Here is a 22389-nt window from a genome sequence, read left to right on the forward strand (position 1 = left end):
ACGCCTTTCCGGCTCGACCCGACGACTCTTGCGGGACAACGACGATCCCCCAGGAGAAGTGATGATCGAGGTCGAGAACCTCACCAAGCGGTACGGGCCCAAGACGGCGGTCGACGGGCTCAGCTTCACCGTCCGGCCGGGTGTCGTGACCGGGTTCCTCGGTCCGAACGGCGCGGGCAAGTCGACGACGTTGCGGCTGCTCGTCGGTCTGGACGCGCCGACGTCGGGCGGCACGAAGGTCAACGGCAAGCCCTACCGGCGGCACCGGGCCCCGCTGCGGGAGATCGGGGTCCTGCTCGAAGCGCGGGCCGTGCACCCCGGCCGGTCGGCGCGCGACCACCTGCTGGCCGTCGGCGCCACGCACGGGATCGGCGCGAAGCGCGTCGACGAGGTGCTGGACGTGGTGGGCCTGACCGAGGTCGCGAGGCGCCGGGTCGGGAAGTTCTCGCTCGGCATGGGCCAGCGGCTGGGCATCGGCGTGGCGCTGCTGGGCGATCCGCGCGCGGTGGTGCTGGACGAGCCCGTCAACGGTCTCGACCCGGACGGCATCAAGTGGATCCGGCACCTGCTCAGGGACCTGGCCGCCGAGGGGCGGACGGTGTTCGTGTCCTCGCACCTGATGAGCGAGATGGCGCTGACCGCCGACCACCTCGTCGTGGTCGGCCGCGGCAAGCTCGTCGCGGACGTACCGGTCGCCGACCTGATCGCCTCGACCCGGCGCGGTGTGCGCGTCCGGACGCCGCGGACCTCCGACCTGGTCGCCGTGCTCCAGGGCGACGGGGTGGAGATCACCTCGCTCGGCGGCGGCGTCGTCGACGTGATCGGCCTGTCCACCGAGGACATCGGCACGCGGGCGCTCGTGGCCGGGATCCCGCTGTTCGAGCTGACCCCCCAGCGGGCGTCGCTGGAGGAGGCCTACACGGAGCTGACCCGTGACGCCGTCGAGTACCGGGGCACGAGCGAGCGGGTGGCGGCCTGATGAGCGCGACGACGATCGACCGGCCGGTGGCCGAGAAGACCCCCCTCACGTTCGGCGGCGTGGTGCGCGGCGAGTGGGTGAAGCTGCGGTCGGTGCGCTCCAGCGGCCTGACCGTGCTCGGAGCCGCGCTGATGATGCTCGTGACCGGACTGGTCTTCGCGTCGACGGTCGGCAGCGACTCCGACGGCGCGGACGGCGTGACGGACCCGACCGGCATCACGTTGAGCGGTGTCATGTTCGCCCAGCTCGTCACCGGGGTGCTCGGGGTGCTGGTGGTGTCGAACGAGTACGCCACCGGCATGATCAGGTCGACGCTGACCGCCGTGCCGTCCCGGCTCCCGGTGCTGCTCGGCAAGGTCGCCGTGGTCGTCGGGACCCTGTTCCCGACGATGCTCGCGGTCTCGTTCACCGTCTTCCTCGCCGGGCAGGCCGTCATGGGCGGCGCGAAGCTGCCCACGGCCGCCGTCGGTGATCCGGGCGTCCTGGCCGCGCTCGTCGGGTCCGCCGCCACGATGACCGGCGTCGCCGTCATCGGGGTCGCCCTCGGCGCGCTCCTGCGCAGCACCGCGGGCGCGATCTCCACGCTGGTGGTCCTGGTGTTCCTGCTGCCGGGGCTCGGCGGCCTGCTGCTGCCCGCCTCCTGGCGGGACGACGCGCTGAAGTACCTGCCCTCCAGCGCGAGCGAGGCGTTCACGTCCGTCGTGCCCGCGCCCGGTCTGCTCGGTCCCTCGGCGGGCGCGGCGGTGTTCGCCGCGTGGGTGGTCGTACCGCTGCTGCTCGCCGCGGTGCTGCTGCGCCGCCGGGACGCCTGACCGGCATGCGCGCCCTCGCCCGGAAGTACCCGGCGGTCGTGGACGCCCTCGCCGCGGCGGCGCTCTTCGCGGTGAGCGCCGCCGACGGTCCCGCCACGCCGCTGGACGTCCGCACCCCGGCGGTGCTCTGCCTGCTCGTGGTGGCGGTCGGGGTGCTGGCCGTGCGGCGGAGGTGGCCGCTGTGGACGTTGGCGGTCACCACGCTCGGCGTCCTGGCGGCGATGGCGCTCGGCAGCGACCTCGAACCGTTCCTCGTGCCCGCGGCCATCGCGACCTACACCCTCGCGGTCCGCACCGAACGGTGGCGGACCGTCCCCGCGGGCCTGCTCCTGGTCCTCGCGGTCGCGGTGCTGGCAGGCCCGTCGGGCCTGACGTGGGAGAACGTCGGCCGCTTCGCCCTGATCGGCATGGCGGCGGCGGTCGGCGAGGCGGTCCGCGGCAGGCGCGCCGCCCTCGCGGCCGTCGAGGAACGCGCGGAACGGGCGGAGCGGACCCGCGAGGAGGAGGCCCGCCGCCGGGTCGCCGAGGAACGGCTGCACATCGCCCGCGAGCTGCACGACGTGGTCGCGCACCACATCTCGGTGATCAACGTCCAGGCCGGTGTCGCCGAACTCCTCATCACCACCCGGCCCGACGCCGCGGCGGAGGCGCTGCGGCACGTCCGCCGGTCCAGCCGGGCCGTCCTGCACGAGCTGCGCGGCCTGCTCGGCGTGCTGCGCAGGCCGGAGGAGCCGGTCGTGGCCACCGAACCCGCACCCGGCACGGCCCAGCTCGGCGGGCTCGTGGAGTCGTTCCGCGCCTCCGGCCTGGAGCTGCGGTGGACGTCCACCGGCGAGGTCCGCCCGCTGCCGCCGACCGTCGACCTCGTCGCCTACCGGGTCGTGCAGGAGGCGCTGACCAACGCGCACCGGCACGGCACCGGCACGGCGAGCCTGTCCGTCGTCCGCACGCCGACCGAGCTGGTGCTGGAGGTCGTGAACGCCGTCGGCGCGACCGCCGAGCCGGGCGGCACCGGGCTCGGGCTCGTCGGCATGCGGGAACGGGCGGGCGCGGTCGGCGGCGCGCTCCGGGCGGGCGTCGAGGCCGACGCCCGGTTCCACGTCCACGTCACCCTGCCACTGGGGAAGGAACCATGACCATCCGCGTCCTGCTCGCCGACGACCAGCCGCTCATCCGAGCCGGGTTCCACGTCCTCATCGACGCCGCGCCCGACCTGGAGGTGGTCGGCGAGGCCGCGAACGGCCACGAGGCGCTCACCCTGCTCCGCACGACCCGCGCCGACGTGGTGGTGATGGACATCCGGATGCCCGAGCTGGACGGCCTGGAGACCACCAGGCGGATCACCGCGGACGAGCACCTCGCGGGGGTGAAGGTGTTGGTGGTGACCACGTTCGAGATCGACGAGTACGTGGCGGAGGCCGTTCGGGCGGGCGCCAGCGGGTTCCTCGGCAAGGGCGTCGACCCGGCCGAGCTCCAAGCTGCGATCCGCACCGTCGCGCTCGGCGAGGCGCTGCTGTCCCCGAAGGCGACCAGAGCGCTGATCGGCCGGTTCCTGGCGCAGGGCACGACCGGTCCCGTCGCACCGGAACGCCTTGACCTGCTGACGCAGCGGGAACGCGAGGTCGTGGCGCTCGCGGCGGGCGGCCTGTCCAACGACGACATCGCCGCGCAGCTCTTCGTCTCCCCCTTCACCGTCAAGACGCACGTCAACCGTGCCATGACCAAGCTCCACGCCCGCGACCGCGCCCAGTTGGTCGTCGTGGCCTACCAGACCGGCCTCGCCCGGTCCTGAACCCGAACGGACACCCATGAGCACCCTCACCGCACCCCGGCCCACCGCCCCGAACCGGGTCCGCTGGCCGATCCCCACCCGGCTGCGCAAGACGATCCTGGTCGCCCACGTCGTGTCGGCGGGCTCCTGGATCGGTGTCGACGTCATCTCCACCGTGCTCGTGCTGGCGGGCTGGGCGCGGGCGGGCGACAGTCGCACCGCCGTGTACGAGTCGCTGGCCCGGTTCTTCGTCATGCCGCTGCTGTACTCCGGCTTGGCCGCCGGGCTCGTGTGCCTGGTCACCGGCCTGCTGCTGGGGGTGGCGACCAAGTGGGGCCTGGTCCGCTACCGGTGGGTCGCGGTGAAGCTGGTCCTCAACGTCGTCGCGTGCGCGATGCTCGTGGCGTTCCTCGGCCCGATCAGCGAACTCGGCACCGGCGAGCAGCCGTTGGAGGACATCTGGTTCGTGTCGTTCCTCGCCACCACGGCCATGGTCCTGCTGACCTTCGCGATGGTGCTGTCGGTGTTCAAGCCCTGGGGTCGCGTCCGCAAGGCCTGACCCCTCACCGCGGAGGGGTGCGCGCCACCTCAACGCCGTGGTGGGACAGGTGCGCCGTGAGGAGTTGGGCCAGTACGCCCGCCACGTCGTCGGTGCCCAGCAGGCGGTCGGCCTTCCCCGCGGGGAAGGCGAAGTGCCCCGGCAGGACGACGGCCCTGGTGAAGAAGTCGCACAGGACGTCGGAAAACTCCTGGTCCGGGTGGTCGGGAACGGTCTTGCCCAGTGCCGCGAGGCCTGCTTCCACGATGGTGTTGAGGTACCGCCGACGCGCGTCGCGCTGGTGCCGGACCTCGCTGGTGGCGTTCTCCTCGCTCACCTCCACCACGCGGAACCGGCCGGGATCGCTGCCGGGCCCGCCGAGCGGCCACAGCCCCGGTTCGCGGACCCTGACCAGTGCCTCCTCCACCGAACCCGCGTGGACGTGGTGGACCCGCCTGATCCCCCCGTCGACGCTCTCCAGCTCGACCCGGTAGCGCGGCGGGTCACCCGCCTCCGGAAACCCGTTCCGCTCCGCTGGGGACTCGTTCACGCTCGCTCCTCGGGTGGTTCCACGAGAGCAGCTTCGGCGCCTCAGCGCGGGCCGGCATCGGCCTTGTGGACGATGTCGGCCCGCCAGGTGGCCGGTGTCGGGCGGGCGGACAGCAGCGGGACCAGTACCTCGTCGACGACCGCCACCACCTCGTCGACGCCGACGGAGTCCGTGCTCCAGGCGTCCACCAGGAGCATGCGGGGTCCGACCTCGGCGCTCCGCTCGCTGACCCGCGCCGGGTCGGCCTCACCGCGGTCGACCGCCTCCCCCATCACCGCGAGCAGCACCTCCCGCGCCGGGAGGACCACCGATGCCCACACCCGGTCGAACAGCTCCGGGTGCTGGTGGCGGTAGGCGATCAGCGGTCGCAGTGCTCGCCCGCGCGGCTCGTCAAGCACGTGGGCGAAGTGGGTGAGCAACGTGATCAGGTCGGCGCGCAGCGAGCCCGTCCCCGGCGGGACCGGGGGCTGGCCGAAGCCGGTGGCGGGGTCGGTGAGCGCGGCCAGCACCAGTTCGTCCGGGCTGGACCAGCGCCGGTAGAGCGCCGCCTTCCCGGTGCCCGCCGCCGTCGCGATCTTGTCGAAGGACAGCTCGGCGAAGCTCGTGCGGGCCAACTCCTCCAGCGTGGCGAGGTAGATGGCCTCGGTCAGCGCGCTGCCTCGGCGCCGGGTCGCGGGGTGCGGGGTCACGCCCCCATCATCACCTCCCCGGCTATAGTGAACAAATCTGTTCACTATCAGTCCGGGAGGGCCACGATGTACCGCATCGCCAACGTCACCGTCGTCGATCCCCGCGACGGCTCGGTCACCGCCCACCAGGACCTCCGGATCGACGGCGGGCGGATCGCCTGGATCGGCGCCACGACCGGGCCGGACCGCGACCCGACGACCGTCGACGGCCGGGACCGCTTCGTCGTGCCCGGATTCGTGGACATGCACGCCCACCCGCTCAACCTCGACGACCCCGCCCCCGAACTGGGGCTCATGCTCGCCTTCGGCATCACCGGGTACCGGCAGATGAGCGGCACACCCGCGCTGCTGCGCCGACTCCGGGACCGCCAGCCCGTCGACGACGCGACACCCCGACTGCTCGCCACGCCCGGTTCGGTCCTCACGCCGATCAACGCGGGCAAGCCCGCCGCGGCGGTCGCGGAGGTGCGCCGCCAGGTCCGCGACGGCGCCGACTTCATCAAGGCCGCCCTGATCACCCCCGACGTCTACTTCGCCGTCCAGGCCGAGGCCGACCGCCTGGGCGTCCCGGTCGCCGGCCACCTGCCCGCGGGCGTCGACGTGCGCGCCGCGTCCGACGCGGGCTTCCGGTCGATCGAGCACGTCGGTCCGGGGCTCGGCGTGCTGGCGGGCTGCTCGTGCCACGAGGAGCACCTGCGCACCACGACCTCGGGCAGCCCGATCAAGGCGCCGCCGTTCAGGATCCCGTTCGCGGACAGGCTGGCGGAGCGGGTGCTCCGGAAGATCGTGGTGAACCCGGCCCAGCTCACCGGCCCCGCCACCCTGCGCTCCACCCGTGACGCGATCGACAGCTTCGACGAGGGCAAGGCCCGCGACCTCGCCCGGCGGTTCGCCGAGAACGACACCTGGAACTGCCCGACGCTGATCCGCGTCAAGGCCCAGCAGTTCTGCGACGAGCCGGCGTTCGCGGCCGACCCCGACCTGCGCTACGCCACCGCGGGCGAGCGCAAGGCGTGGAACTCGGCCGCCGCCGCGTTCCACCGGAAGTTCGACGACGCCCAGCACGCCGTCTTCGCCGAGCAGTTCGCCCTGCAACTGCGCGTGGTGAAGATCCTCGACGAGGAGGGCGCGCCGCTGCTGGCGGGCACCGACGCCGTCGGCGCGGCCTGGGTCGTCGCGGGCGCCTCGCTGCACGACGAGTTCGACCTGCTCGCCGAGGCCGGGCTCGATCCGGTGCGGGTCCTGCGGACCGCCACCACCGACCCGACCCGCTTCCTCCACCGGGAGCGGGACGCGGGCACCGTCGAGGCGGGCAAGGAGGCCGACCTCGTCCTGCTCGACGGCGACCCCACCACGGCGGTCGCCAACCTGCGCACGGTCAGCGCGGTCGTCCGCGGTGGCCGGTACCACGACACCGCGGCGCTGACGGCGTTGAAGGAACGCGCGACCGGGCGGTGAGGTCCACAGTGGACCGTCCGCCCTGAGCTGATCTGCTCACAGCGGAGAAACCGGTGGGCGGCACCGGCGGCACGGCATCGTCGGGGCATGACGAACTCCGAGAAGCAGCCGCTGTTCGACCACCGACTCCGGGAACGGTTCCTCAGCCAGCGCGTGCTGGTCCTCGACGGCGTTCTCGACGACGACAACGGGACGGTGCTCGCCACCCAGCTCCTGTCGCTGGCGAGCGACGACCCCGTGAAGGACGTCGCGCTGTGGATCCACTCCCCCGGCGGCTCGGTCCCCGCCATGCTGGCCATCCGCGACGTGATGCGGCTCGTTCCGTGCGACGTGTCCACCCTCGCGCTGGGGTTGGCGTGCAGCGCCGGGCAGTTCCTGCTGTCCGCGGGCACACCGGGCAAGCGCTACGCCCTCCCGCACGCCCGCATCCTGATGCACCAGGGCTCGGCGGGGATCGGCGGCTCGGCGGTCGAGGTGGAGGTGCAGGCGGACGACCTGCGGCACACCAGGGACACGGTGCTCGGACTCATCGCGGAGGACACCGGCCAACCGATCGACCGGATCTTCACCGACTCCCTGCACGACCGCTGGTTCACCACCGCGCAGGCCCGCGAGTACGGCTTCATCGACCACGTGGTCACCGGCCTCGACCAGGTCGTGCCCGTGCGCGCCCACGCGCTGGGCCTCGGGACGGGGGTCCGCGCGTGAGCACCTACACCATCCCCAGCGTCATCACCCGCAACCCCGCGGGCGAGCGGATCATGGACGTCTACTCGCACCTGCTGTCGGAGCGGGTCGTCTACCTCGGCACCGCGGTCGACTCCGGCGTGGCGAACGCGCTGATCGCCCAATTGCTGTACCTGGAGGCGGACAGCCCCGAGCGGGAGATCAACCTGTACATCAACTGCGAGGGCGGCGACCCGTCCGCGATGCTCGCGCTGTACGACACCATCCGGTACATCAAGGCGCCGGTGGCGACGACGTGCGTCGGCCAGGCCGTCGCCGCGGGCGCGGTCCTGCTGGCCGCGGGCGCGACCGGGCGCCGCTCCGTGCTGCCGCACACCAGGGTCGTGCTGCACCAGCCCGCGGCCCAGGGTCGCGGCACCATCCCGGACCTCATCCTCCAGGCGGACGAGGTCATCCGGGTGCGCACCCAGTTGGAGGAGATCCTCTCGAAGCACACCGGCCGCGACCTCGCGGACCTCCGGCACGACACCGACCGCGACCGCGTGTTCGACGCGAGGAGCGCCGTCGCCTACGGGCTGGCGGACCACGTCCTGGACCACCGCCCCTGAGGCAGCGGCTCAGGCCGCCATGAGCACGGGTCCCGAGGGCCTCCGGGCGGCGAGGCCCGCGCCGTGGCGCCGGACGTCACCGGCGATGCCGACGAGCAGGTCGGCCAGGTCGACGCCCAGCGCACCGGTCACCGCGGCGATCATCTCGCTGGACGGCTCCTTGCGCCCGCGCTCGATCTCCGACAGGTACTGCGGCGAGATGCCCGCGCGCTCGGCGACGTCGACGAGACGGCCGCCCTGTTCCTCCCTCTCCGCGCGCAGGCTGCGGCCCAGCACCTCGCGCCACAGCGGTTCCGGCTCGGGCGAGCGCTTCTGGTGGAAGGGGAGGATGTCCGCCATGCCGTCATCCTGACACCCGGCCCGTACCGCCGGGCAAGCGTTTCCGCTCCTGGCGGAACCCCGTCGGCCGGGGTCGTCAGCACACCCCCGGCCGACGGGGAGCCGGTACGCTCCGACTCCGGCCAGTGCGGCGGACAGGACACCGGATGATTCGGCGGGCAAGCGTCTTCCCCGAGGTGACCCGGCAGCGCGGGCCGGGTGTCCCGGCGCTGCCGAAGTGGTTGGCACCGCCGCCTCCCCCGGCGGTCGACGCCGCCGTCGACGTGCTGTGCGCCCGTCGTCGCGACCGGTCCCGGACGGCGGTCCTGGTCCCCGACGGCGAGGGCTCGGACGTGCTGGGCCTGTCCGTGGCCGCGCGGTTGGTGTGCGCCCACCCGAGGGTGCGGTGGCGGTTCCGCGACCGCACCTGGTGGCTGCGGATCGGTGACCGCGCGTCGGGCGAGGCCGCCACCCTGGCGGTCCTGCGACGCCGGGACGACGCGCTCGCGGGCGGTCCGCTCGGGTTCCCCGAGGGATGGTCCTCGGAGCGCGGCCGGTACCTCCTCCGGGCGTACCGGCGGCTGCTGCTGGTCGTCGACGAGGTGCCGCCCGACGCGGTCGAGCCCCACCGGCTGGTGAGCACCGAGCGCGGGCACGCCGGGCTCCTCGTGTCCGGTCCCGTACCTCCTGGTGCGACTCCGATAGCCGTGCCGTCGGCAGTTCTGGGCGAGTGGTGCCGACGCCGACTGCGGGACCTCCCGCTCCCGGACGGGGACCGCGACAGGCTCAACGCCCTCGCCGTGGTCGACGGGGGTACCGAGGTGCCCATCGGACTCGTGGAAGCGTTGTGGGGAACCGGCCCGGAGGAGACGCGGTCGCTCCTCGACCGGCTGGCTCGTCCCGGCCTGCTGCGCGTCACCAGCGGCTCGACCGTGTCCGTCGACCCGCTGGTGACGGCGATGGGTCGGGAATCGCTGGGCGTGGAAGGGTTTCGCGACGCCACCGCCGGTCTGCTGGACCGGATCGCGGCCGCTGTTCCCGCCGCGGCACCGCTGCCGGGCTCGTCCTGCGACCAGGCCTGGTGGACCGCCACCACCGACGACGGCTGCCTGCGCGACCTGCTCGTCCGCGCGCTGCTGCGCGCCGGACGCCGTGAGCGGGCAGCAGCGCTGACCGGGGACCTGCGGTGGATCGCCCACCGGGTCCGCCACGACGGCCCCGCGGCGGCGCTCGACGACCTGGCCGCGCTCACCGACGACGAGTCCGGGACCCGCACGAGGAGCTTCACCTCCGTGGCCCGCCTGCTCGACCCGCTCGACCCGGTGACCGCGGTGGACGACGTCCTGATCGACGAACTGCGCCACCACCCGGCGTGGAGCGCCCAGGCGGAGGCGCTCCAGGAAGCCACCGCGCGCCCGGTGCTGCGCGGCCACCGGCCACGGCTGTCCGAGGTGCGACGGCCCCACGTCGGTAGTGCCGTGCTCGCGCCCGACCGCCGTCACCTCGCGACCGCCGTCGGCACCACGGTGACGTGCACCGACCTGGACGGCGGAACGGCGACGACCTTGTCCCTGAGCCGCGACGAGTCGGTCCGGCAGTTGTGCTTCGGCCCCGCGGGCGACTGGGTCGCGGTCCTCTCCCACAACTCCCGCAACGGGTTCGGCGTCGAGGACCCGCCGTACACGACGTACCTGAGGGTGTGGGAGCCCGCCACCGGCACGACCCGCTTCAGGCTGTCGGAAGGCAGGCACTTCCGGCACTTCGGCTCCTTCACCATCAGCCCGGACGGCGAATCCCTGTGCCTGAGCGCCAATGACGGGGACCACCTCCTCACCACCTCCACCGGCGGACCCCACCCCGGACCCCACGTGCCCCCGGACCCCGTCCCCGATCCCCTGGTCAGCCCCGGCGGGACCTGGCGGGCCTCGATCGAGGCCGACGTGGTCCGGCTCCACGACCTCCGGCACGACCGCCCCGGCCCGCTGACCCGCACCACCGGCAGCCGGAGCGACCACGTCGGCGGCGTCCTGTGGATCACCGACCACGAGTTCCTCGTCCACGGCTCGAACGGTTGGGGGCGCTACCGCGTCGTCGTCGACCACGACCGGGATTTCCGTTAACTGACAACGGGTCCGCGCGACCTCGCCGAACGGTCGCCGGTGGCTAGCGTTGGCGGATCCACACCACGGAGGTGTCATGGACCGCACACCCGTCCGTCGTGGGCGCCGGCGCCCTGTCCTGATGATCACCGCGCTGCTCTCGGTCGTCGCGCTCGCCGCGGGCAACCCCAGCGTGACCGCCGCTCCCCTCGACGATCCCCTGCACCACTGGCGGTACGACCACTGGCCGCAGCAGCAGCCGTGGCAGCAGTCCCGCGATTCCGCCCGAGTGGCGGCCCAGGCCGGGTTCCCCGGCCCCGTCGACCCGCAGAACTGGGTCAACCCCGACCACATGACGTGGGAACGGGACTACCGGAAGATCCCCGGCACGTCCTGGGCCGACCCGTCGCTCAAGGGATCGGTGCGCAACTTCAAGGGCGCGCTGGTCCTGCTCGACTACCCGAACCAGCCGTTCGTCGTGACGCAGCCGCGGAACTCGACGGTGTTCGGCAACCCCAGCGCGGAGGCCAGCGGCGTTCCCCGCGACCAGGTCGCCCAGTTCTACCAGGACTTCCTCAACAAGCCGAACGCGCTCAACCGCGGCCACACCGTCAACGAGTACTGGATGGAGGACTCCGGTGGGCGCTACGGCGTCGACCTGAAGGGGTTCGGCCCGTACACGATGCCGGGCAAGGACCACGAGTACGCCATGGAGTTCCAGGGGGGCACCGCCTGCCCCGCGGGTGACACGTGCAACCGCAACATCCGCACCGACGGCAACGCCGCCTGGCTCGCCGACGTCGGCCAGGAAGTGCCCAAGGGGTACGACTTCGTGTACTTCCTGTCCGCGGGCCAGGACGAGTCCGGTACCTGGCAGGAGTTCGGGACGATGAAGTTCCCGACCAAGGAGGACGTGACCGACGAGTTCGGGCCGCCCGACCCCGCCCTGCCGAACTGGTCGCGCACCCGCTACGTCGAGTGGACGTCGTGGGCCGCGGGCTCCAGCATCTGGCCCAACGCGGGCGGCGGCTCGTCCACGCAGGCCGAGAGCTCCGGCCAGGGCGTGTACGCGCACGAGCTGAGCCACCTGCTCGGCATCGGCGACAACTACAACAACCCGTACGGCAGCCCACCCCGCCGCGACTACAACGGCATCTGGGACATGCTGTCGCGCGGCTCGTTCAACGGTCCCGGCGGCCCGCACTCCCGCTGGGTCATCCCGGCGACCGCGGGCGCGTCGATGGGCGCGCAGCACATGCTCCGCAACAAGATCAAGCTCGGCATCGTCGACGAGCGCAACGTGCTGCGCCTGTCCAGGGAGGCGCTGGCGAGTTCCGGGGTGGTCGTCGCGAAGGTGACCGCCCGCACCGTCCAGTCGGGGCCGAACGGGCTGGCGGGGGTCAACATCGCGCTCGGCACGGGTGACCTGTCGCCCGCCTGCGACGTCCGGACCGACCCGTTCTGCGACGGCGGCGGGTACCAGAACTACACGGTCGAGGTCGTGGACCGGATGGGGGTGGACTCGTTCACGCCGGACGCGGGCGTGCTGCTGGCCAAGACCAAGAACGAGGACCAGGCGCCGTTCGCCTGGGTGGTGGACGCCAACCCGCAGGACATCGGCATGACCGACCACGTCCTACCGGACGGGACGCGGGTGCCCATCACGATCGGCGACTACCGGCAGTTGTCGGACGCCCTGTTCCACGCGGGCACGAACTCGGGCAGCGAGTACGAGTACGTCGACCAGGCCAACCGGCTGCACTTCCTCGTGCTGGACGTCAAGCGCGACGGCCAGGGCGTCCTGTCGTACACGGTGGCCATCCGGTCGCTGGACGGCGCGGGCCCGCAGCAGCGGGGGGTGCGGGTGTCGCCGACCACCGGCCGCACCGGCTCGGACGGCGTGGCGACGTGCCGGTTCCCGCTGGTCAACACCGGCCGCACCGCCCCACCGGCCGGGCAGCACCCCGAGCCCGTCACCCAATACCTCGACAGCGACGTCTACCGGGTGTCGGCGAAGGCCGAGGGCGGCTGGTCCGTCTCGGTGCCCAACACCCTCGCGACGGCGAAGTTCGGCGGCCGGGTCGAGGTGCCGGTGCACGCGAAGCGGGACGGCGGCCCGCAGGTGTCGAAGGTGACCCTCACGGCCAGGTCGGAGAGCGACCCGACGAAGACCTCGACCGCCTCCTGCACCGTGTCCGCCAGGTAACCGCCCGCACGACGAACGCCGGCGCGACCCGAGTGGTCGCGCCGGCGTTCGTCGTCGGAGCACGTGCTCGAACGGCCTCGGCGCACCGCGGCAAACTTTTGCTATAGCATGTCGCCCGCCGGTGGCATCAGTCCAGGACCTCTCCCCGCCGGTCCACGGAGGATCGCGATGGCCCGTCGACCGACCACCCCGGCGACGTGAGCGAGCACGGGTCGCGGGACCCACGGGGCGCGCTGGCGCGCAACTCCTGGCTCGCCGCGCTCATCTGCGTGGTCGTCGACACCGGCGGCTTCGTGTTCAGCGGGTCGAACCCGGCGCTGTCCGGACGCGCGTGGGCGGTGCTCGTCGTGTTCGTGGCGGCCGACGCCTGCCTCGCGGCCCCGGCCCGCTTCACCGGCGGGATCGCGCTGGCGCACGCGGTGGCGCTGGTCGTCACCCCGGTGCTGCTCGGCGACGAGGGGACCCGCGACCTGTCCAACACCGGCGCGCTGGTCGCTGGCTACCTCGCGGGGGCGTGGCTGCGGCCGGTGCCCGCGGTGGTGTCGCTGGTCACGCTGTCCGCCGCGACCACGGCCAACGAACTCCTGGCCTGGGACGGCGCGCACGGCCGCGCCGCCCTGCTGTTCTCCGTGCTGGCCAACGGCGCCCTGCCCTGGGTGGTTGGGCGGCACACCACCACCCGCCGCGGCCACCTCGCCGCGCTGGAGCAGCGCGCCGAACGCCGCGAGCACGAGGAGCGGATGGCCGTCGCGGAGGCCGTGGCCGAGGAGCGCAGCGCCATCGCCCGCGACCTGCACGACGTCATCTCCCACCACGTCAGCGCCATCTCCGTGCACGCCGCCGCGGCGCGCATCGCCATGCCGGGCGGGCAGAGCGGCGGAGCCGGGGCGATGAGCCGCGCCCTGCACGCCGTCGAGACAGCCAGCCGGGCCGCGATGCTCGACCTGCGGCGGCTGCTCGACCTGCTGCACGGCCGCGGCGACGCCGACGCGGAACGCCAACCCGGCCTGCACAACCTGGAGGAGCTGCTCACCGGCGTGCGGCGCGCGGGCCTCGCCGTGTCGTTCACCTCGACCGGCGCCGGGATCGTCGACCTGCCGGACTCGCTCGACCTGGCCATGTACCGGATCGCGCAGGAGTCGCTGACGAACGCGCTGCGCCACGGCGGCCCCGGCGAGGTGCGGATCGACCTCGACCACGGCGCGGACGGGATCGTCCTGACCATCACCAACCCGCTGCCCGTCACCCGGTCCTGGCCGAAGCCCTCTTCGCCCGGCCGCGGCCTGGACGGCGTGCGCCGGCGCGTCGCCCTGTTCGAGGGCGACGTGGAACTCGGCCCCACCGCGGACAGCAGGCACTGGCGCGTCCGCGCCCGCTTCCCCGAGGAGACCCTGTGCTGACCGTGCTGCTCGCCGACGACCACGCCCTGTTCCGCTCGGGCGTGCGCGCCGTGCTCGACGCCCAGCCCGACCTGACGTGCGTCGGCGAGGTCGCCGACGGTCGCGCCGCCGTCGACGAGGTGGCCAGGCTGCGGCCCGACGTGGTGGTCCTCGACGTGCGGATGCCCGAGACCGACGGGCTGACCGCGGCCGAGGCGATCATGACCACGCCGGGCAACACGACGGCCGTGCTCGTGCTGACCACCTACGACAGCGACGAGAGCCTGCACCGGGCGCTGCGCGCGGGCGTCAACGGCTTCATCCTCAAGAGCATCCCGCCCGAGGAGATGATGTCCGCGATCCGCGTCGCCGCGCGCGGCGACACCGCCATCGACCCGTCGGTGGCCCGCCGCCTCTCCGCCCTCATCGCGACCACCGTCCGCGCGCCCGAACCGCCGCGGGAGCTGGACAAGCTCACCTCGCGCGAGCACGAGGTGCTGCTGCTGCTCGCCGCGGCCCGCACCAACGCGGAGATCGCCGCGCACCTCCAGCTCGGCGAGGAGACCGTCCGCACCCACGTTTCGCGCGTGCTGGGCAAGCTGCGCCTGCGCGACCGCGCCCACGCGGCGGTGTTCGCGCACACGCGGGGCATCGTGCGCGCCGCCGAGCGCCGCGGGCGCTGACCCCCCAGGGGAGCGATCACCCGCCAGGGGGACCCCGGACACCCGCTCATGTGACGACGCGAAAGGTGCGTGGGCGGCAACATTCCCGGCGATGAGAAAACACCGACACACCTCGCTCCCCCGCGTCGTCGCGGTGCTCTGCGCGGTCGTCGCCCTGCATTCCCAGGCATCTCCCGCGTGGGCCGACGGCGGCCCGGCGGGCGCGGACCTGCACGTCGCGCAGACCCTCGGCACGCGGGACCTCACCGTCGTGGTGCGCAAGGTCGAGATCACCCCCAGCCCGTTGCGGATCAACGTCATCACCCACGCGGGCACCCCGGCGGGCGACATCAGGCTCACCGCGATCCCCACCGGGGTGCGCTCCGGCGACGACGCCGCGGGAACCCCCGACGAGACCGTCCTGACGCTCGGCTCGACCCCCGGCTCCTACGACGCGGACCTCACCGTCGACGTCGTCGGGCCGTGGGAACTGGTCCTGGACGACGGCGAGCACACCGGGCGCGTCCCGTTCATCGTGTCCGCCCCCGTGGCTCTGCCCGTGCAAACCCTGTCCCAGAACGGCTTCCTCGCCGCCGGGGTCTTCCTGCTCCTCGCCATCGCGGCGGCCGTGCTGTCCCGCCGCGCGTGGCTGCCGGTCGTCCCCGCGGCGGGCGTGGTCGCGGGCATCGCGGTCGGTGTCGTCGGCGCGCTGCTCACGGGGGTGGTGCCCCCACCGCCGCGGCCCGGCGTGGAGGTGGACGCGACGGTCGACAACGTCCGAGACCCCTACGCGGGCGGGGCGCTGGTGTCGCAGGACCACTCCCGCCCGCCGGTGAACCTCGCGCTCCGGGCAACGCCGATCCCGACCGGGGCCGACCTGGCCCTCGCCGTCACCGACGGCTCCTCCGGGGCACCGGCGGACGACCTGCTCGTGCACGATAGCGCCCTGGTGCACCTGGTCGTCGTCACGCCCTCCGGCGGCCTGCGCCACCTGCACCCGGTCCGCACCGGTCCCGGCGCCTACCGGGTGCTGGTCGACTCCACCGAGCAGGGCCACCACGCGGTGTCGGCCGAGGTCTCCCGACGCGGCGGCGGTGTGCAGCTCGTCCGCTCAGCCACCGGGTTCGACCTCGGCACCGGCACCACCGCCCCGGCCGTCGTGCCCGGCGACGGGCAGCGGCGGATCGGCGACACCGACGTCGTCGTCCGCACGGAGGGCCTCGGCACCGGCTCGGGCACCACCGTGCGCGTGCGGTTCGGCACCGAGAACGACCTCCAGCCGTGGCTGGGGATGCTCGGGCACATGATCGTGGTCGGCCCGCTGCCCGAGGGGCGGGAGATCGGCCGCGCGGCGCAGGAAGCCCCGGTGTGGGGCCACGTGCACCACATGATCCCGGTGTCGCCGGGAGCCACCGGCGGCCAACCGGACGAGACGGTCGCCGCCTACGGCCCCGACACCACCTTCACCCACCACTTCGGACTGCCGGGCCGCTACCTCGTGTGGGTCCAGGCCGAGCGCGACTACTCGGTGCTGACCGTCCCGGTGGAGCTGACCGTCACCGACACCGAGGAGGACCGATGAGATCACCGTTCATCGCGGGCGCCTGGTACGACCGACGACTGGTCCTCGCGCTCGTCGGCGTGGTCTGCGTGGCCGTCGCGGGCGCGCTGGCCCTCGTCCTGATCAAACCCGCCGTCGGCACCACGGGTGCGTTGCGCGCCAACGGGACGCACCACGCGGTGAGCCTGACCGTGGCCACCGCGCGGGTCGGCACCACCGCGATCGACATGACCTTCACCGGCACCGACGGCCTTCCGTCCACACCGGACGAAGTCGAGGTCGACGTGGTGATGGCTCGAATGGGTCACGTCCTGTCCACTGTGGATCTGGTTCCCACCGGTCCGCCCGGCAGCTACCGCGCCGCCGCGGTGGAGCTGCCGATGAGCGGCCAGTACGAGATCACCGTGCGCACCAGCGATCCGGGCGGCGACGACCGGATCGTGTTCCCCCTGCTGGTCAGCGGATGACCCGCACCACCCCCACCCAACCAGGAGAACGAGGAGACATGGATCAGCTCTCACGAGCGCGGACCACGACCGCGGAGGACGCCCCCGCTCGGGGCGGCCCGTCCGGCGGCGTCGGCGTCGTCGCCATCCTGACCGGCACCATGCTGTCGCTGTTCGGGATGAGCTGGGACATCCAGTGGCACGAGGACGTCGGCCCGGACACGTTCTTCACCCTGCCCCACCTGTTCATCTACGCGGGCAGCGCCGTCGCGGGCATCGCCAGCCTGGTGATGGTCCTGCGCGTCACGGCCGCGACCAAGGCGGGCCGCCCCGTCGACCCCGCGGCGGGCGGGACCGCCGTCGGCGTCTTCGGCAAGACCTTCGCCGCCCCCGTCGGCTACCTGGTGACCGGCACCGCCGCCGCGGTGTTCCTGTTCTCCGGGCTGTGGGACCAGGTGTGGCACTCGACCTACGGGTTCGACGCCACCATCGCCTCCCCGCCGCACGTCGCGCTGCTGGTGTCCGTCGCCTTCACCATGATGGGCGTGGTCGTCACCTGCGCCGCCGCCGCTCGGACCACCTGGGGCAGGCGCGGCTTCCAGCTCTCCCTGGCGATGCTCGCGTTCTACGTGGTCGTCCCGCTGAAGTCCCTCGACGTGTTCGAGGGCGGGCCGGTCAACGCCGTCCAGGTAGGTGTCGCGTTCACCACCGCGACCGCGCTGGTCACCTCCGCGTACTTCCTCCGCGACGTCCGCGAGTTCGTCGTCGTCGGACTCGTCTGCGTGGCGCTCCAGGCGACGCTGTGGCTGTTCTCCCCGTGGGCGTCCGAGGTCTACGCCGACTCGGTCGGGCTGCCGCTGCGCGACATCGTCTCGCCGTCGCCGGACGTGCCCTCCGCCTTGCCGCTGACCCTGCTGCCGATCGTGGTCGGCCTGGCCGTCCTGGTCGCCGCGAGCCGCTCCCGCGGCTGGTCGCCGACCGGCGTCGCCCCTCTCGGCGGCGCGGGCGTGGGCCTGGTCGTCGCGCTGACGATGCCGTTCCAGCTCGCCGCCGTGGGGCAGGAACCGCCGCAGGCGCTGGGAACGACCCTCCTCACCGCCGTCGCGGGCGTGGCGATCGGCGCGCTCGGCGGGTTCGTCGGCGTGCGCTTCGCGACCATGCTCCGCACCCTCGAATCGTCCGCTCCCCTGACCGCAGGAGGCCGTTGACCATGCGCACCCCGTGGCTGCGCACCGCAGCACTCGGCACCACCGCGGCGCTGGCACTGGCGCTGGGCACCGCCGCGCCCGCGTCCGCCTTCGAGCCGGTGGAGATCGTGCACACCGAACGGGTCCAGGTGGGCCCGTACCCGATGACCGTGGGCTTCAGCGAGTGGCCGATGCGGGCCATGCACTCCCTCGACGTCACCTTCATGCCCGAGGGCGGGACGGCGGGCCGCAGCGGTCAGGTCGAACTGCTCCTCGACTCCGCGGAGTCGGAGGTCGAACCGCTCGTCCGGCACCCGCGCAAGCAGGAGGTGTGGGGCCTGGACGTCTACGCGCTCGACGACCCCGGCGCGTGGACGTTCAAGTTCACCCTGGACGGTCCGGAGGGGCGCGGTGAAGGCGCGATCCAGGCGGTGAACGTGCTGGAGCAGCCGGGGCCCCCGCTGGCGCTGAGCTGGTCGCTGAGCGTCGTCCCCGTGGCGATGGGGGTGCTGTTCCTCGTCGTGGCCTGGCGCCGGATGCGGCCCGGCGACCAGGTCGGGACGGTCCTCGCCACCTGACGCACCACCACCTGAGCACCCCCGGCGACGTCCTCGCCGGGGGTGCCGCCGTTCCGGGAGTCCCGCGCTGGTCACCGCCCGGTACTCGGTGATACGTTGTACCGGTACTCGGTAGCACCGAGTACCGGGCGATCGGCGAGGGCACACGATGGACGATCTGACGGAGATGCTGAAGGGCACGCTCGAAGGCTGCGTGCTGGAGATCATCGGCGGCGAGGAGACCTACGGCTACGCCATCACGCGCCGGCTGAACGAACTCGGCTTCACCGACGTCGTCGAGGGCACGGTCTACACGATCCTGCTCCGACTGGAGCGCAACGGGTTCGTGCGGGTGGCGAAACGACCGTCCGAGATGGGCCCGCCGCGGAAGTTCTACGCGCTCAACGAGGCGGGGCGCGCGGAACTCGCGACGTTCTGGGCGAAGTGGGAGTACATGACATCGCGGATCGACAAGCTCAAGGAGGGCGGGAGATGAACCTCTGGGACACCATCACCGGCAACGACCTCACCAGGGAGTGGAAGGCGTTCGAGGCCAGGGCCGAGGCGTTGCCCGAAGAGCACCGGGCGGCGTGGAACGAGATGTTCGGCCACCTCTTCCCCTACGGGGACTTCACCGGCCGCAACCTGATGCCGATCCTCGACCAGGCACTGGGACTGCTCGAACTGGCGGCGGCCGACGGGCAGGGCGTCCACGAGGTGCTGGGCGACGACATCGGGGGTTTCTGCGCGGCGCTGGCGGGCGAGGAGGGGGCACGGAGCCATCGCGACCGGTGGCGCGAGCAGGTGAACAGGAACGTCGCGAGGAAGCTCGGCAGGCTGGGAGGCTGACGTGGGCATTCAGGACATGATCGAGGGCAAGAAGCAGTGGCGGGCGCACGTGGCGCGGGTCAAGGCGCTCCCGCCGGACTACCGGATCGTCTACCAGGAGATGCAGAAGTACTTCTTCAAGGTCGGCCCCATCGACCTGACCGACGGGACCCTGCTCTCGGGGCTCGTCGACTTCTTCGAGGAGGGCGCCGCGGCGGGAAAGGGCGTCCTGCAACTCATCGGCGACGACGTCGCTGCCTTCTGCGACGACCTCATCAAGGACTCGCGCACCTACGCGGAGCTGTACCTGGAGTCCGTCAGCCGGGAGGCCGGCGCGGGAGGGAGGTCGTGACCACCGCGCGACCGGCCTGGACCGGGCTGGTGCCGGTCGACGACACCGCGCTCCACGTGCGCGACACCGGTGGCCGCGGTCGTCCCGTGGTCTACCTCAACGGCGCCTACGCCGACCAGTCGCACTGGCGGCGCGTCATCGCCGACCTCGGCGACGACTACCGGCACATCACCTACGACGAGCGCGCCCGCGGCAGGTCGCGGCGCTCGGCGGACTACTCGTTCGAAGGAGCGATCCGAGACCTGGACGCCGTCCTCGAGGCGCGGGGTGTCGACCGTCCGCTGCTGGTGGGCTGGTCGTACGGCGGCATCCTGGCCTGGCACTGGGCCGACCGGAATCCGGACCGCGTCGCGGGGGCGGTGGTCGTGGACGCCTTCCCGGTCGGCCTGACCGGCGAGGAGGGCCGCGACCGGATCCGGAAGCTGTTCCGCCGCATGCGGTTGTTCCTCCCGATCGCCGCCAGGCTGGGCCTGGCCGCGCGGATGACCGCCGACCAGCACGCCGACGTCAACATCGAGCTGAACGAGATCGGCGCCGCCAGCACACCAGTGCTCGAACGACTGACCTGCCCCGTGCGGTTCGTCCTGGCCACGGGTGACAGCCTCGGCAGCCGGGGCGGGGAGATGGAGCGGGGGCGGACCGTGCTCGACCCGCTGCTCGCCACCAACCCGAACCTCGCGGTGGGCGCGAAGGTCCCGAGCAACCACAGCAAGATCTTGCGGCACGACTCCCCCACCGTCGCACGGGTCGTGCGCGAACTGGCGGCCTCACCCGGTCAGGCGGCCCGCGAGGCCGGGTGACGGGCACCGCCTGCCGGGTCGCTCCGCGAATCCACGACCCGGCAGGGGTTACGGCGCTGTCCTCAGATGCCGCAGTTGGGCGCGGACCAGAGCCTGCCGGACCGCAGGGCCACGTGGACGTGGTCGTTGTGGTCGGGGTAGCCGGGGCCGAGGATCTCGGTGAAGCCGTGGTTGCGGGCCTGCTGGGCGAGGGCGCAGAAGCCCTGGACGCCCGCGCCGAGGTCGGCCGCGTCGCCGTACATGTGGCGGCTGGTGGCCGAGCCGCCTACCGCGCTGTTGCACGAGACGCTGCGGAAACCGCCGTTCACCGTGAGCGGGCGGTCGCCCAGCGCGTGGCGCAGCGCTTCCAGCTTCCACATGGTGACGAGGGCGTTGGCCTTGGCCTGCGTGGCCGACACCTTGCCGCCGGACCAGTCGCTGTTGCAGCGGTTCAGCTCGCCGTAGGTGAAGTGCACGGGGGTGCAGTCGTCGTCCTGGAGCGCGTAGATCTTGCTGAACGTGGCGGGGCCCGCGACACCGTCGGCCGCGAGGCCGTAGGCCTGCTGGAAGCGGACGACGGCGGACTTGGTGGCCGCGCCGAACTGGCCGTCGAGGCCGATCACCGCGCCGGAACCGGGGTAGCCGGAGACCCGGATCTGGAGCTGGCGCACGTCCTCGCCGCTCGCGCCCTGGGACAGCGAACGGCTCCAGGTGTAGCACCCGTCCATGGCGTGGACGTCGTTCGCCGTCACGGGTCCGGGATCGGCTGTCGCCGTCCCGGTGAAGGCGAGGAAGCTCGCGACCAGCACGAGCAGGATCCTGCGGATCATGGGAACACCTTTCGGGGCAGGGGGAAAAGGTGACTTGCCGGAGGGTGTCGGAGGATCGCGGCCCGGTCAACGGATCACCGCGACAACACTTCGGGCGAAGCCCACCGAGCGGTGGGCTTCGCCCGATCACGTTCGGACGGAGCGGACGCCGCGCGCCGGGTCCACTCGGGACACCGGACCCGCCTCGTCCACCGTGGACCCGGCGCCGGGTCAGATGTTCTGGTTCGCGAAGCCCTTGGTCGCGATCTTCGACAGCATCCCCTGCCACACGGACGAACTGGTGTGCGGGTCACCCGTCACGGCCAGCGCGGACTTGAGGCCGTTGAACGCGTTCTGCGTGTTCGGGCCCCAGATGCCGTCGATCGCCAGTCCGGCGGCGCGGAAGTTGTTGCAGGTGGCCTGGACGAACTTGGTGTCCGACTCGGAGTCCTTGAGCACGCGGACCGGCATGCCCCCGAAGTCGGAGTGGATGTGGTCGGCGTGGTCGGCGTTGTACCAACCGTCCAGCACGTACCGGAACCGGCGGCGGCACACGGCTTCCGTCGCGAGGTAGCGCTTGCGGGTCGCGGCGGTGCTCGACGCGTGGGCCTGGTCGAGCGGCGAGATGGTGTTGCCACCGGACCAGCGCACGTGGTCGAGGTCCATCGCGGTGCCCGCGCCGTGCTGGCCCGCCTTGTCGACGTAGAAGCCCGCCGACACGATGTAGCTGATCGAGCCGTAGGCCGACGACAGCGACCGCAGGTCGCGGATCCAGGCGACGAGCGCGGTGTAGAACGCGTCGGTGGCCTGCCAGTTGCGGGCGGTGGTGTTGCCGCGGTTGGACCGCCAGTAGTACACGGGCGTTCCGTCGATGTTCTGGAACGTCATCATCGCCAGCGCGCCGACCCCCGGCGCGAACTCGGACTCGCGGTGCTGATCGTTGATCTTGGGATCGGCCGCAGCCAGCCCCGGCGCGAGGGCCGACAGACCCGCGAGACCCGCGACGGCCGCCGCGCCCGTGACGAAGCCGCGCCTGGAAAGGTTGTTCTCGAACACCCCGGTGACTCCTCTGTGTTCTGGCCGGCGGGGACAGGAGGAAGACCTGCCTCGCCAA

General features: G+C 72.7%; 25 protein-coding genes. 20 read left to right on the forward strand and 5 right to left on the reverse strand.

Going from position 1 to position 22389, the window contains the following annotated elements; genetic code table 11:
• The first annotated feature begins 61 nt into the window (after positions 1 to 61).
• Genes NZH93_RS07560 through NZH93_RS07580 form a run of 5 tightly spaced genes read left to right on the forward strand, consistent with a single transcriptional unit; the run spans position 62 to position 4121 of the window.
• The gene (locus tag NZH93_RS07560; protein ID WP_259622222.1) at positions 62 to 979 is read left to right on the forward strand and encodes an ATP-binding cassette domain-containing protein; all 918 of its coding nucleotides are present in this window, start codon (positions 62 to 64) and stop codon (positions 977 to 979) included.
• Positions 979 to 1791 (forward strand): ABC transporter permease, encoded by an 813-nt coding sequence (locus NZH93_RS07565; protein WP_259622223.1) that lies wholly within the window; start codon positions 979 to 981, stop codon positions 1789 to 1791. The genes NZH93_RS07560 and NZH93_RS07565 overlap by 1 nt, the downstream gene beginning before the upstream one ends.
• A 5-nt stretch (positions 1792 to 1796) precedes the next feature.
• Positions 1797 to 2927 (forward strand): sensor histidine kinase, encoded by a 1131-nt coding sequence (locus tag NZH93_RS07570; RefSeq protein ID WP_259622224.1) that lies wholly within the window; start codon positions 1797 to 1799, stop codon positions 2925 to 2927.
• Positions 2924 to 3583, forward strand: a complete 660-nt coding sequence (locus NZH93_RS07575) for a response regulator transcription factor (RefSeq protein WP_259622225.1) — start codon at positions 2924 to 2926, stop codon at positions 3581 to 3583. Before NZH93_RS07570 ends, NZH93_RS07575 begins: the two co-directional genes overlap by 4 nt.
• 16 nt (positions 3584 to 3599) lie before the next feature.
• Positions 3600 to 4121, forward strand: coding sequence for a hypothetical protein (locus NZH93_RS07580; protein ID WP_259622226.1), 522 nt, complete (start codon positions 3600 to 3602; stop codon positions 4119 to 4121).
• Positions 4122 to 4125: 4 nt separating this feature from the next.
• Here the strand turns inward: NZH93_RS07580 and NZH93_RS07585 are convergent, their stop codons facing one another.
• Both NZH93_RS07585 and NZH93_RS07590 read right to left on the reverse strand, forming a co-directional pair.
• The gene (locus NZH93_RS07585) at positions 4126 to 4650 is read right to left on the reverse strand and encodes a hypothetical protein (RefSeq protein ID WP_259622227.1); all 525 of its coding nucleotides are present in this window, start codon (positions 4648 to 4650) and stop codon (positions 4126 to 4128) included.
• 41 nt (positions 4651 to 4691) lie between these two features.
• The gene (locus tag NZH93_RS07590; protein ID WP_259622228.1) at positions 4692 to 5339 is read right to left on the reverse strand and encodes a TetR-like C-terminal domain-containing protein; all 648 of its coding nucleotides are present in this window, start codon (positions 5337 to 5339) and stop codon (positions 4692 to 4694) included.
• A gap of 66 nt (positions 5340 to 5405) precedes the next feature.
• Between NZH93_RS07590 and NZH93_RS07595 the strand changes: the two genes are divergently transcribed.
• The 3 genes from NZH93_RS07595 (at position 5406) to NZH93_RS07605 (ending at position 8092) form a co-directional block, all read left to right on the forward strand.
• Positions 5406 to 6797 (forward strand): amidohydrolase family protein, encoded by a 1392-nt coding sequence (locus tag NZH93_RS07595; protein ID WP_259622229.1) that lies wholly within the window; start codon positions 5406 to 5408, stop codon positions 6795 to 6797.
• 87 nt (positions 6798 to 6884) lie between these two features.
• Entirely contained in the window at positions 6885 to 7505 is a 621-nt protein-coding gene (locus tag NZH93_RS07600; protein WP_259622230.1) for a ClpP family protease, read from the forward strand.
• Positions 7502 to 8092: a ClpP family protease gene (locus tag NZH93_RS07605; protein ID WP_259622231.1), complete on the forward strand. Its 591-nt coding sequence runs from the start codon at positions 7502 to 7504 to the stop codon at positions 8090 to 8092. The genes NZH93_RS07600 and NZH93_RS07605 overlap by 4 nt, the downstream gene beginning before the upstream one ends.
• Positions 8093 to 8101: 9 nt before the next feature.
• Here the strand turns inward: NZH93_RS07605 and NZH93_RS07610 are convergent, their stop codons facing one another.
• Positions 8102 to 8431 carry a helix-turn-helix domain-containing protein gene (locus NZH93_RS07610; protein WP_259622232.1) on the reverse strand — a complete coding sequence of 110 codons (330 nt, stop codon included), beginning with the start codon at positions 8429 to 8431 and terminating at the stop codon, positions 8102 to 8104.
• A 146-nt stretch (positions 8432 to 8577) separates the two neighbouring features.
• On the opposite strand from NZH93_RS07610, the gene NZH93_RS07615 reads away from it, so the two are divergent.
• The 12 genes from NZH93_RS07615 (at position 8578) to NZH93_RS07670 (ending at position 20487) form a co-directional block, all read left to right on the forward strand.
• Positions 8578 to 10530 carry a WD40 repeat domain-containing protein gene (locus NZH93_RS07615; protein WP_259622233.1) on the forward strand — a complete coding sequence of 651 codons (1953 nt, stop codon included), beginning with the start codon at positions 8578 to 8580 and terminating at the stop codon, positions 10528 to 10530.
• A 121-nt stretch (positions 10531 to 10651) separates the two neighbouring features.
• Entirely contained in the window at positions 10652 to 12715 is a 2064-nt protein-coding gene (locus tag NZH93_RS07620; RefSeq protein WP_259622234.1) for a M6 family metalloprotease domain-containing protein, read from the forward strand.
• 197 nt (positions 12716 to 12912) lie between these two features.
• Complete coding sequence (locus NZH93_RS07625) at positions 12913 to 14115, forward strand: sensor histidine kinase (protein ID WP_259622235.1); 1203 nt, start codon at positions 12913 to 12915, stop codon at positions 14113 to 14115.
• Positions 14109 to 14777, forward strand: coding sequence for a response regulator (locus tag NZH93_RS07630; protein WP_259622236.1), 669 nt, complete (start codon positions 14109 to 14111; stop codon positions 14775 to 14777). Before NZH93_RS07625 ends, NZH93_RS07630 begins: the two co-directional genes overlap by 7 nt.
• 91 nt (positions 14778 to 14868) lie before the next feature.
• Positions 14869 to 16338, forward strand: a complete 1470-nt coding sequence (locus tag NZH93_RS07635; RefSeq protein ID WP_259622237.1) for a DUF8832 domain-containing protein — start codon at positions 14869 to 14871, stop codon at positions 16336 to 16338.
• Positions 16335 to 16784 carry a FixH family protein gene (locus tag NZH93_RS07640; RefSeq protein ID WP_259622238.1) on the forward strand — a complete coding sequence of 150 codons (450 nt, stop codon included), beginning with the start codon at positions 16335 to 16337 and terminating at the stop codon, positions 16782 to 16784. The genes NZH93_RS07635 and NZH93_RS07640 overlap by 4 nt, the downstream gene beginning before the upstream one ends.
• A gap of 38 nt (positions 16785 to 16822) precedes the next feature.
• The gene (locus NZH93_RS07645) at positions 16823 to 17971 is read left to right on the forward strand and encodes a hypothetical protein (RefSeq protein WP_259622239.1); all 1149 of its coding nucleotides are present in this window, start codon (positions 16823 to 16825) and stop codon (positions 17969 to 17971) included.
• 2 nt (positions 17972 to 17973) lie between these two features.
• Entirely contained in the window at positions 17974 to 18528 is a 555-nt protein-coding gene (locus tag NZH93_RS07650; protein WP_259622240.1) for a hypothetical protein, read from the forward strand.
• 148 nt (positions 18529 to 18676) lie between these two features.
• A complete protein-coding gene (locus NZH93_RS07655; RefSeq protein WP_259622241.1) occupies positions 18677 to 19003 on the forward strand; it encodes a PadR family transcriptional regulator in 327 nt (108 codons plus the stop codon).
• A complete protein-coding gene (locus NZH93_RS07660; RefSeq protein WP_259622242.1) occupies positions 19000 to 19356 on the forward strand; it encodes a DUF1048 domain-containing protein in 357 nt (118 codons plus the stop codon). The genes NZH93_RS07655 and NZH93_RS07660 overlap by 4 nt, the downstream gene beginning before the upstream one ends.
• Position 19357: 1 nt before the next feature.
• Complete coding sequence (locus tag NZH93_RS07665; RefSeq protein ID WP_259622243.1) at positions 19358 to 19687, forward strand: DUF1048 domain-containing protein; 330 nt, start codon at positions 19358 to 19360, stop codon at positions 19685 to 19687.
• Entirely contained in the window at positions 19684 to 20487 is an 804-nt protein-coding gene (locus NZH93_RS07670) for an alpha/beta fold hydrolase (RefSeq protein WP_259622244.1), read from the forward strand. Before NZH93_RS07665 ends, NZH93_RS07670 begins: the two co-directional genes overlap by 4 nt.
• Before the next feature lie 62 nt (positions 20488 to 20549).
• Here the strand turns inward: NZH93_RS07670 and NZH93_RS07675 are convergent, their stop codons facing one another.
• Positions 20550 to 21296 carry a D-Ala-D-Ala carboxypeptidase family metallohydrolase gene (locus NZH93_RS07675; protein WP_259622245.1) on the reverse strand — a complete coding sequence of 249 codons (747 nt, stop codon included), beginning with the start codon at positions 21294 to 21296 and terminating at the stop codon, positions 20550 to 20552.
• 210 nt (positions 21297 to 21506) lie between these two features.
• Positions 21507 to 22331, reverse strand: a complete 825-nt coding sequence (locus NZH93_RS07680) for an extensin family protein (RefSeq protein ID WP_259622246.1) — start codon at positions 22329 to 22331, stop codon at positions 21507 to 21509.
• Positions 22332 to 22389: the final 58 nt, after the last annotated feature.

The sequence above is a fragment of the Umezawaea endophytica genome (assembly GCF_025061645.1).
Taxonomy (GTDB): Bacteria; Actinomycetota; Actinomycetes; order Mycobacteriales; family Pseudonocardiaceae; genus Umezawaea; species Umezawaea endophytica.

Excerpts from the sequence above, each read along its gene's own strand:
- NZH93_RS07595 (WP_259622229.1), top strand. The coding sequence starts at position 5,406 with ATGTACCGCATCGCCAACGTCACCGTCGTCGATCCCCGCGACGGCTCG.
- NZH93_RS07615 (WP_259622233.1), top strand. The coding sequence starts at position 8,578 with ATGATTCGGCGGGCAAGCGTCTTCCCCGAGGTGACCCGGCAGCGCGGG.
- NZH93_RS07580 (WP_259622226.1), top strand. The coding sequence starts at position 3,600 with ATGAGCACCCTCACCGCACCCCGGCCCACCGCCCCGAACCGGGTCCGC.
- NZH93_RS07635 (WP_259622237.1), top strand. The coding sequence starts at position 14,869 with ATGAGAAAACACCGACACACCTCGCTCCCCCGCGTCGTCGCGGTGCTC.
- NZH93_RS07565 (WP_259622223.1), top strand. The coding sequence starts at position 979 with ATGAGCGCGACGACGATCGACCGGCCGGTGGCCGAGAAGACCCCCCTC.
- NZH93_RS07645 (WP_259622239.1), top strand. The coding sequence starts at position 16,823 with ATGGATCAGCTCTCACGAGCGCGGACCACGACCGCGGAGGACGCCCCC.
- NZH93_RS07620 (WP_259622234.1), top strand. The coding sequence starts at position 10,652 with ATGATCACCGCGCTGCTCTCGGTCGTCGCGCTCGCCGCGGGCAACCCC.
- NZH93_RS07655 (WP_259622241.1), top strand. The coding sequence starts at position 18,677 with ATGGACGATCTGACGGAGATGCTGAAGGGCACGCTCGAAGGCTGCGTG.
- NZH93_RS07640 (WP_259622238.1), top strand. The coding sequence starts at position 16,335 with ATGAGATCACCGTTCATCGCGGGCGCCTGGTACGACCGACGACTGGTC.
- NZH93_RS07600 (WP_259622230.1), top strand. The coding sequence starts at position 6,885 with ATGACGAACTCCGAGAAGCAGCCGCTGTTCGACCACCGACTCCGGGAA.
- NZH93_RS07610 (WP_259622232.1), bottom strand. The coding sequence starts at position 8,431 with ATGGCGGACATCCTCCCCTTCCACCAGAAGCGCTCGCCCGAGCCGGAA.
- NZH93_RS07660 (WP_259622242.1), top strand. The coding sequence starts at position 19,000 with ATGAACCTCTGGGACACCATCACCGGCAACGACCTCACCAGGGAGTGG.
- NZH93_RS07560 (WP_259622222.1), top strand. The coding sequence starts at position 62 with ATGATCGAGGTCGAGAACCTCACCAAGCGGTACGGGCCCAAGACGGCG.
- NZH93_RS07575 (WP_259622225.1), top strand. The coding sequence starts at position 2,924 with ATGACCATCCGCGTCCTGCTCGCCGACGACCAGCCGCTCATCCGAGCC.
- NZH93_RS07650 (WP_259622240.1), top strand. The coding sequence starts at position 17,974 with ATGCGCACCCCGTGGCTGCGCACCGCAGCACTCGGCACCACCGCGGCG.
- NZH93_RS07570 (WP_259622224.1), top strand. The coding sequence starts at position 1,797 with ATGCGCGCCCTCGCCCGGAAGTACCCGGCGGTCGTGGACGCCCTCGCC.
- NZH93_RS07675 (WP_259622245.1), bottom strand. The coding sequence starts at position 21,296 with ATGATCCGCAGGATCCTGCTCGTGCTGGTCGCGAGCTTCCTCGCCTTC.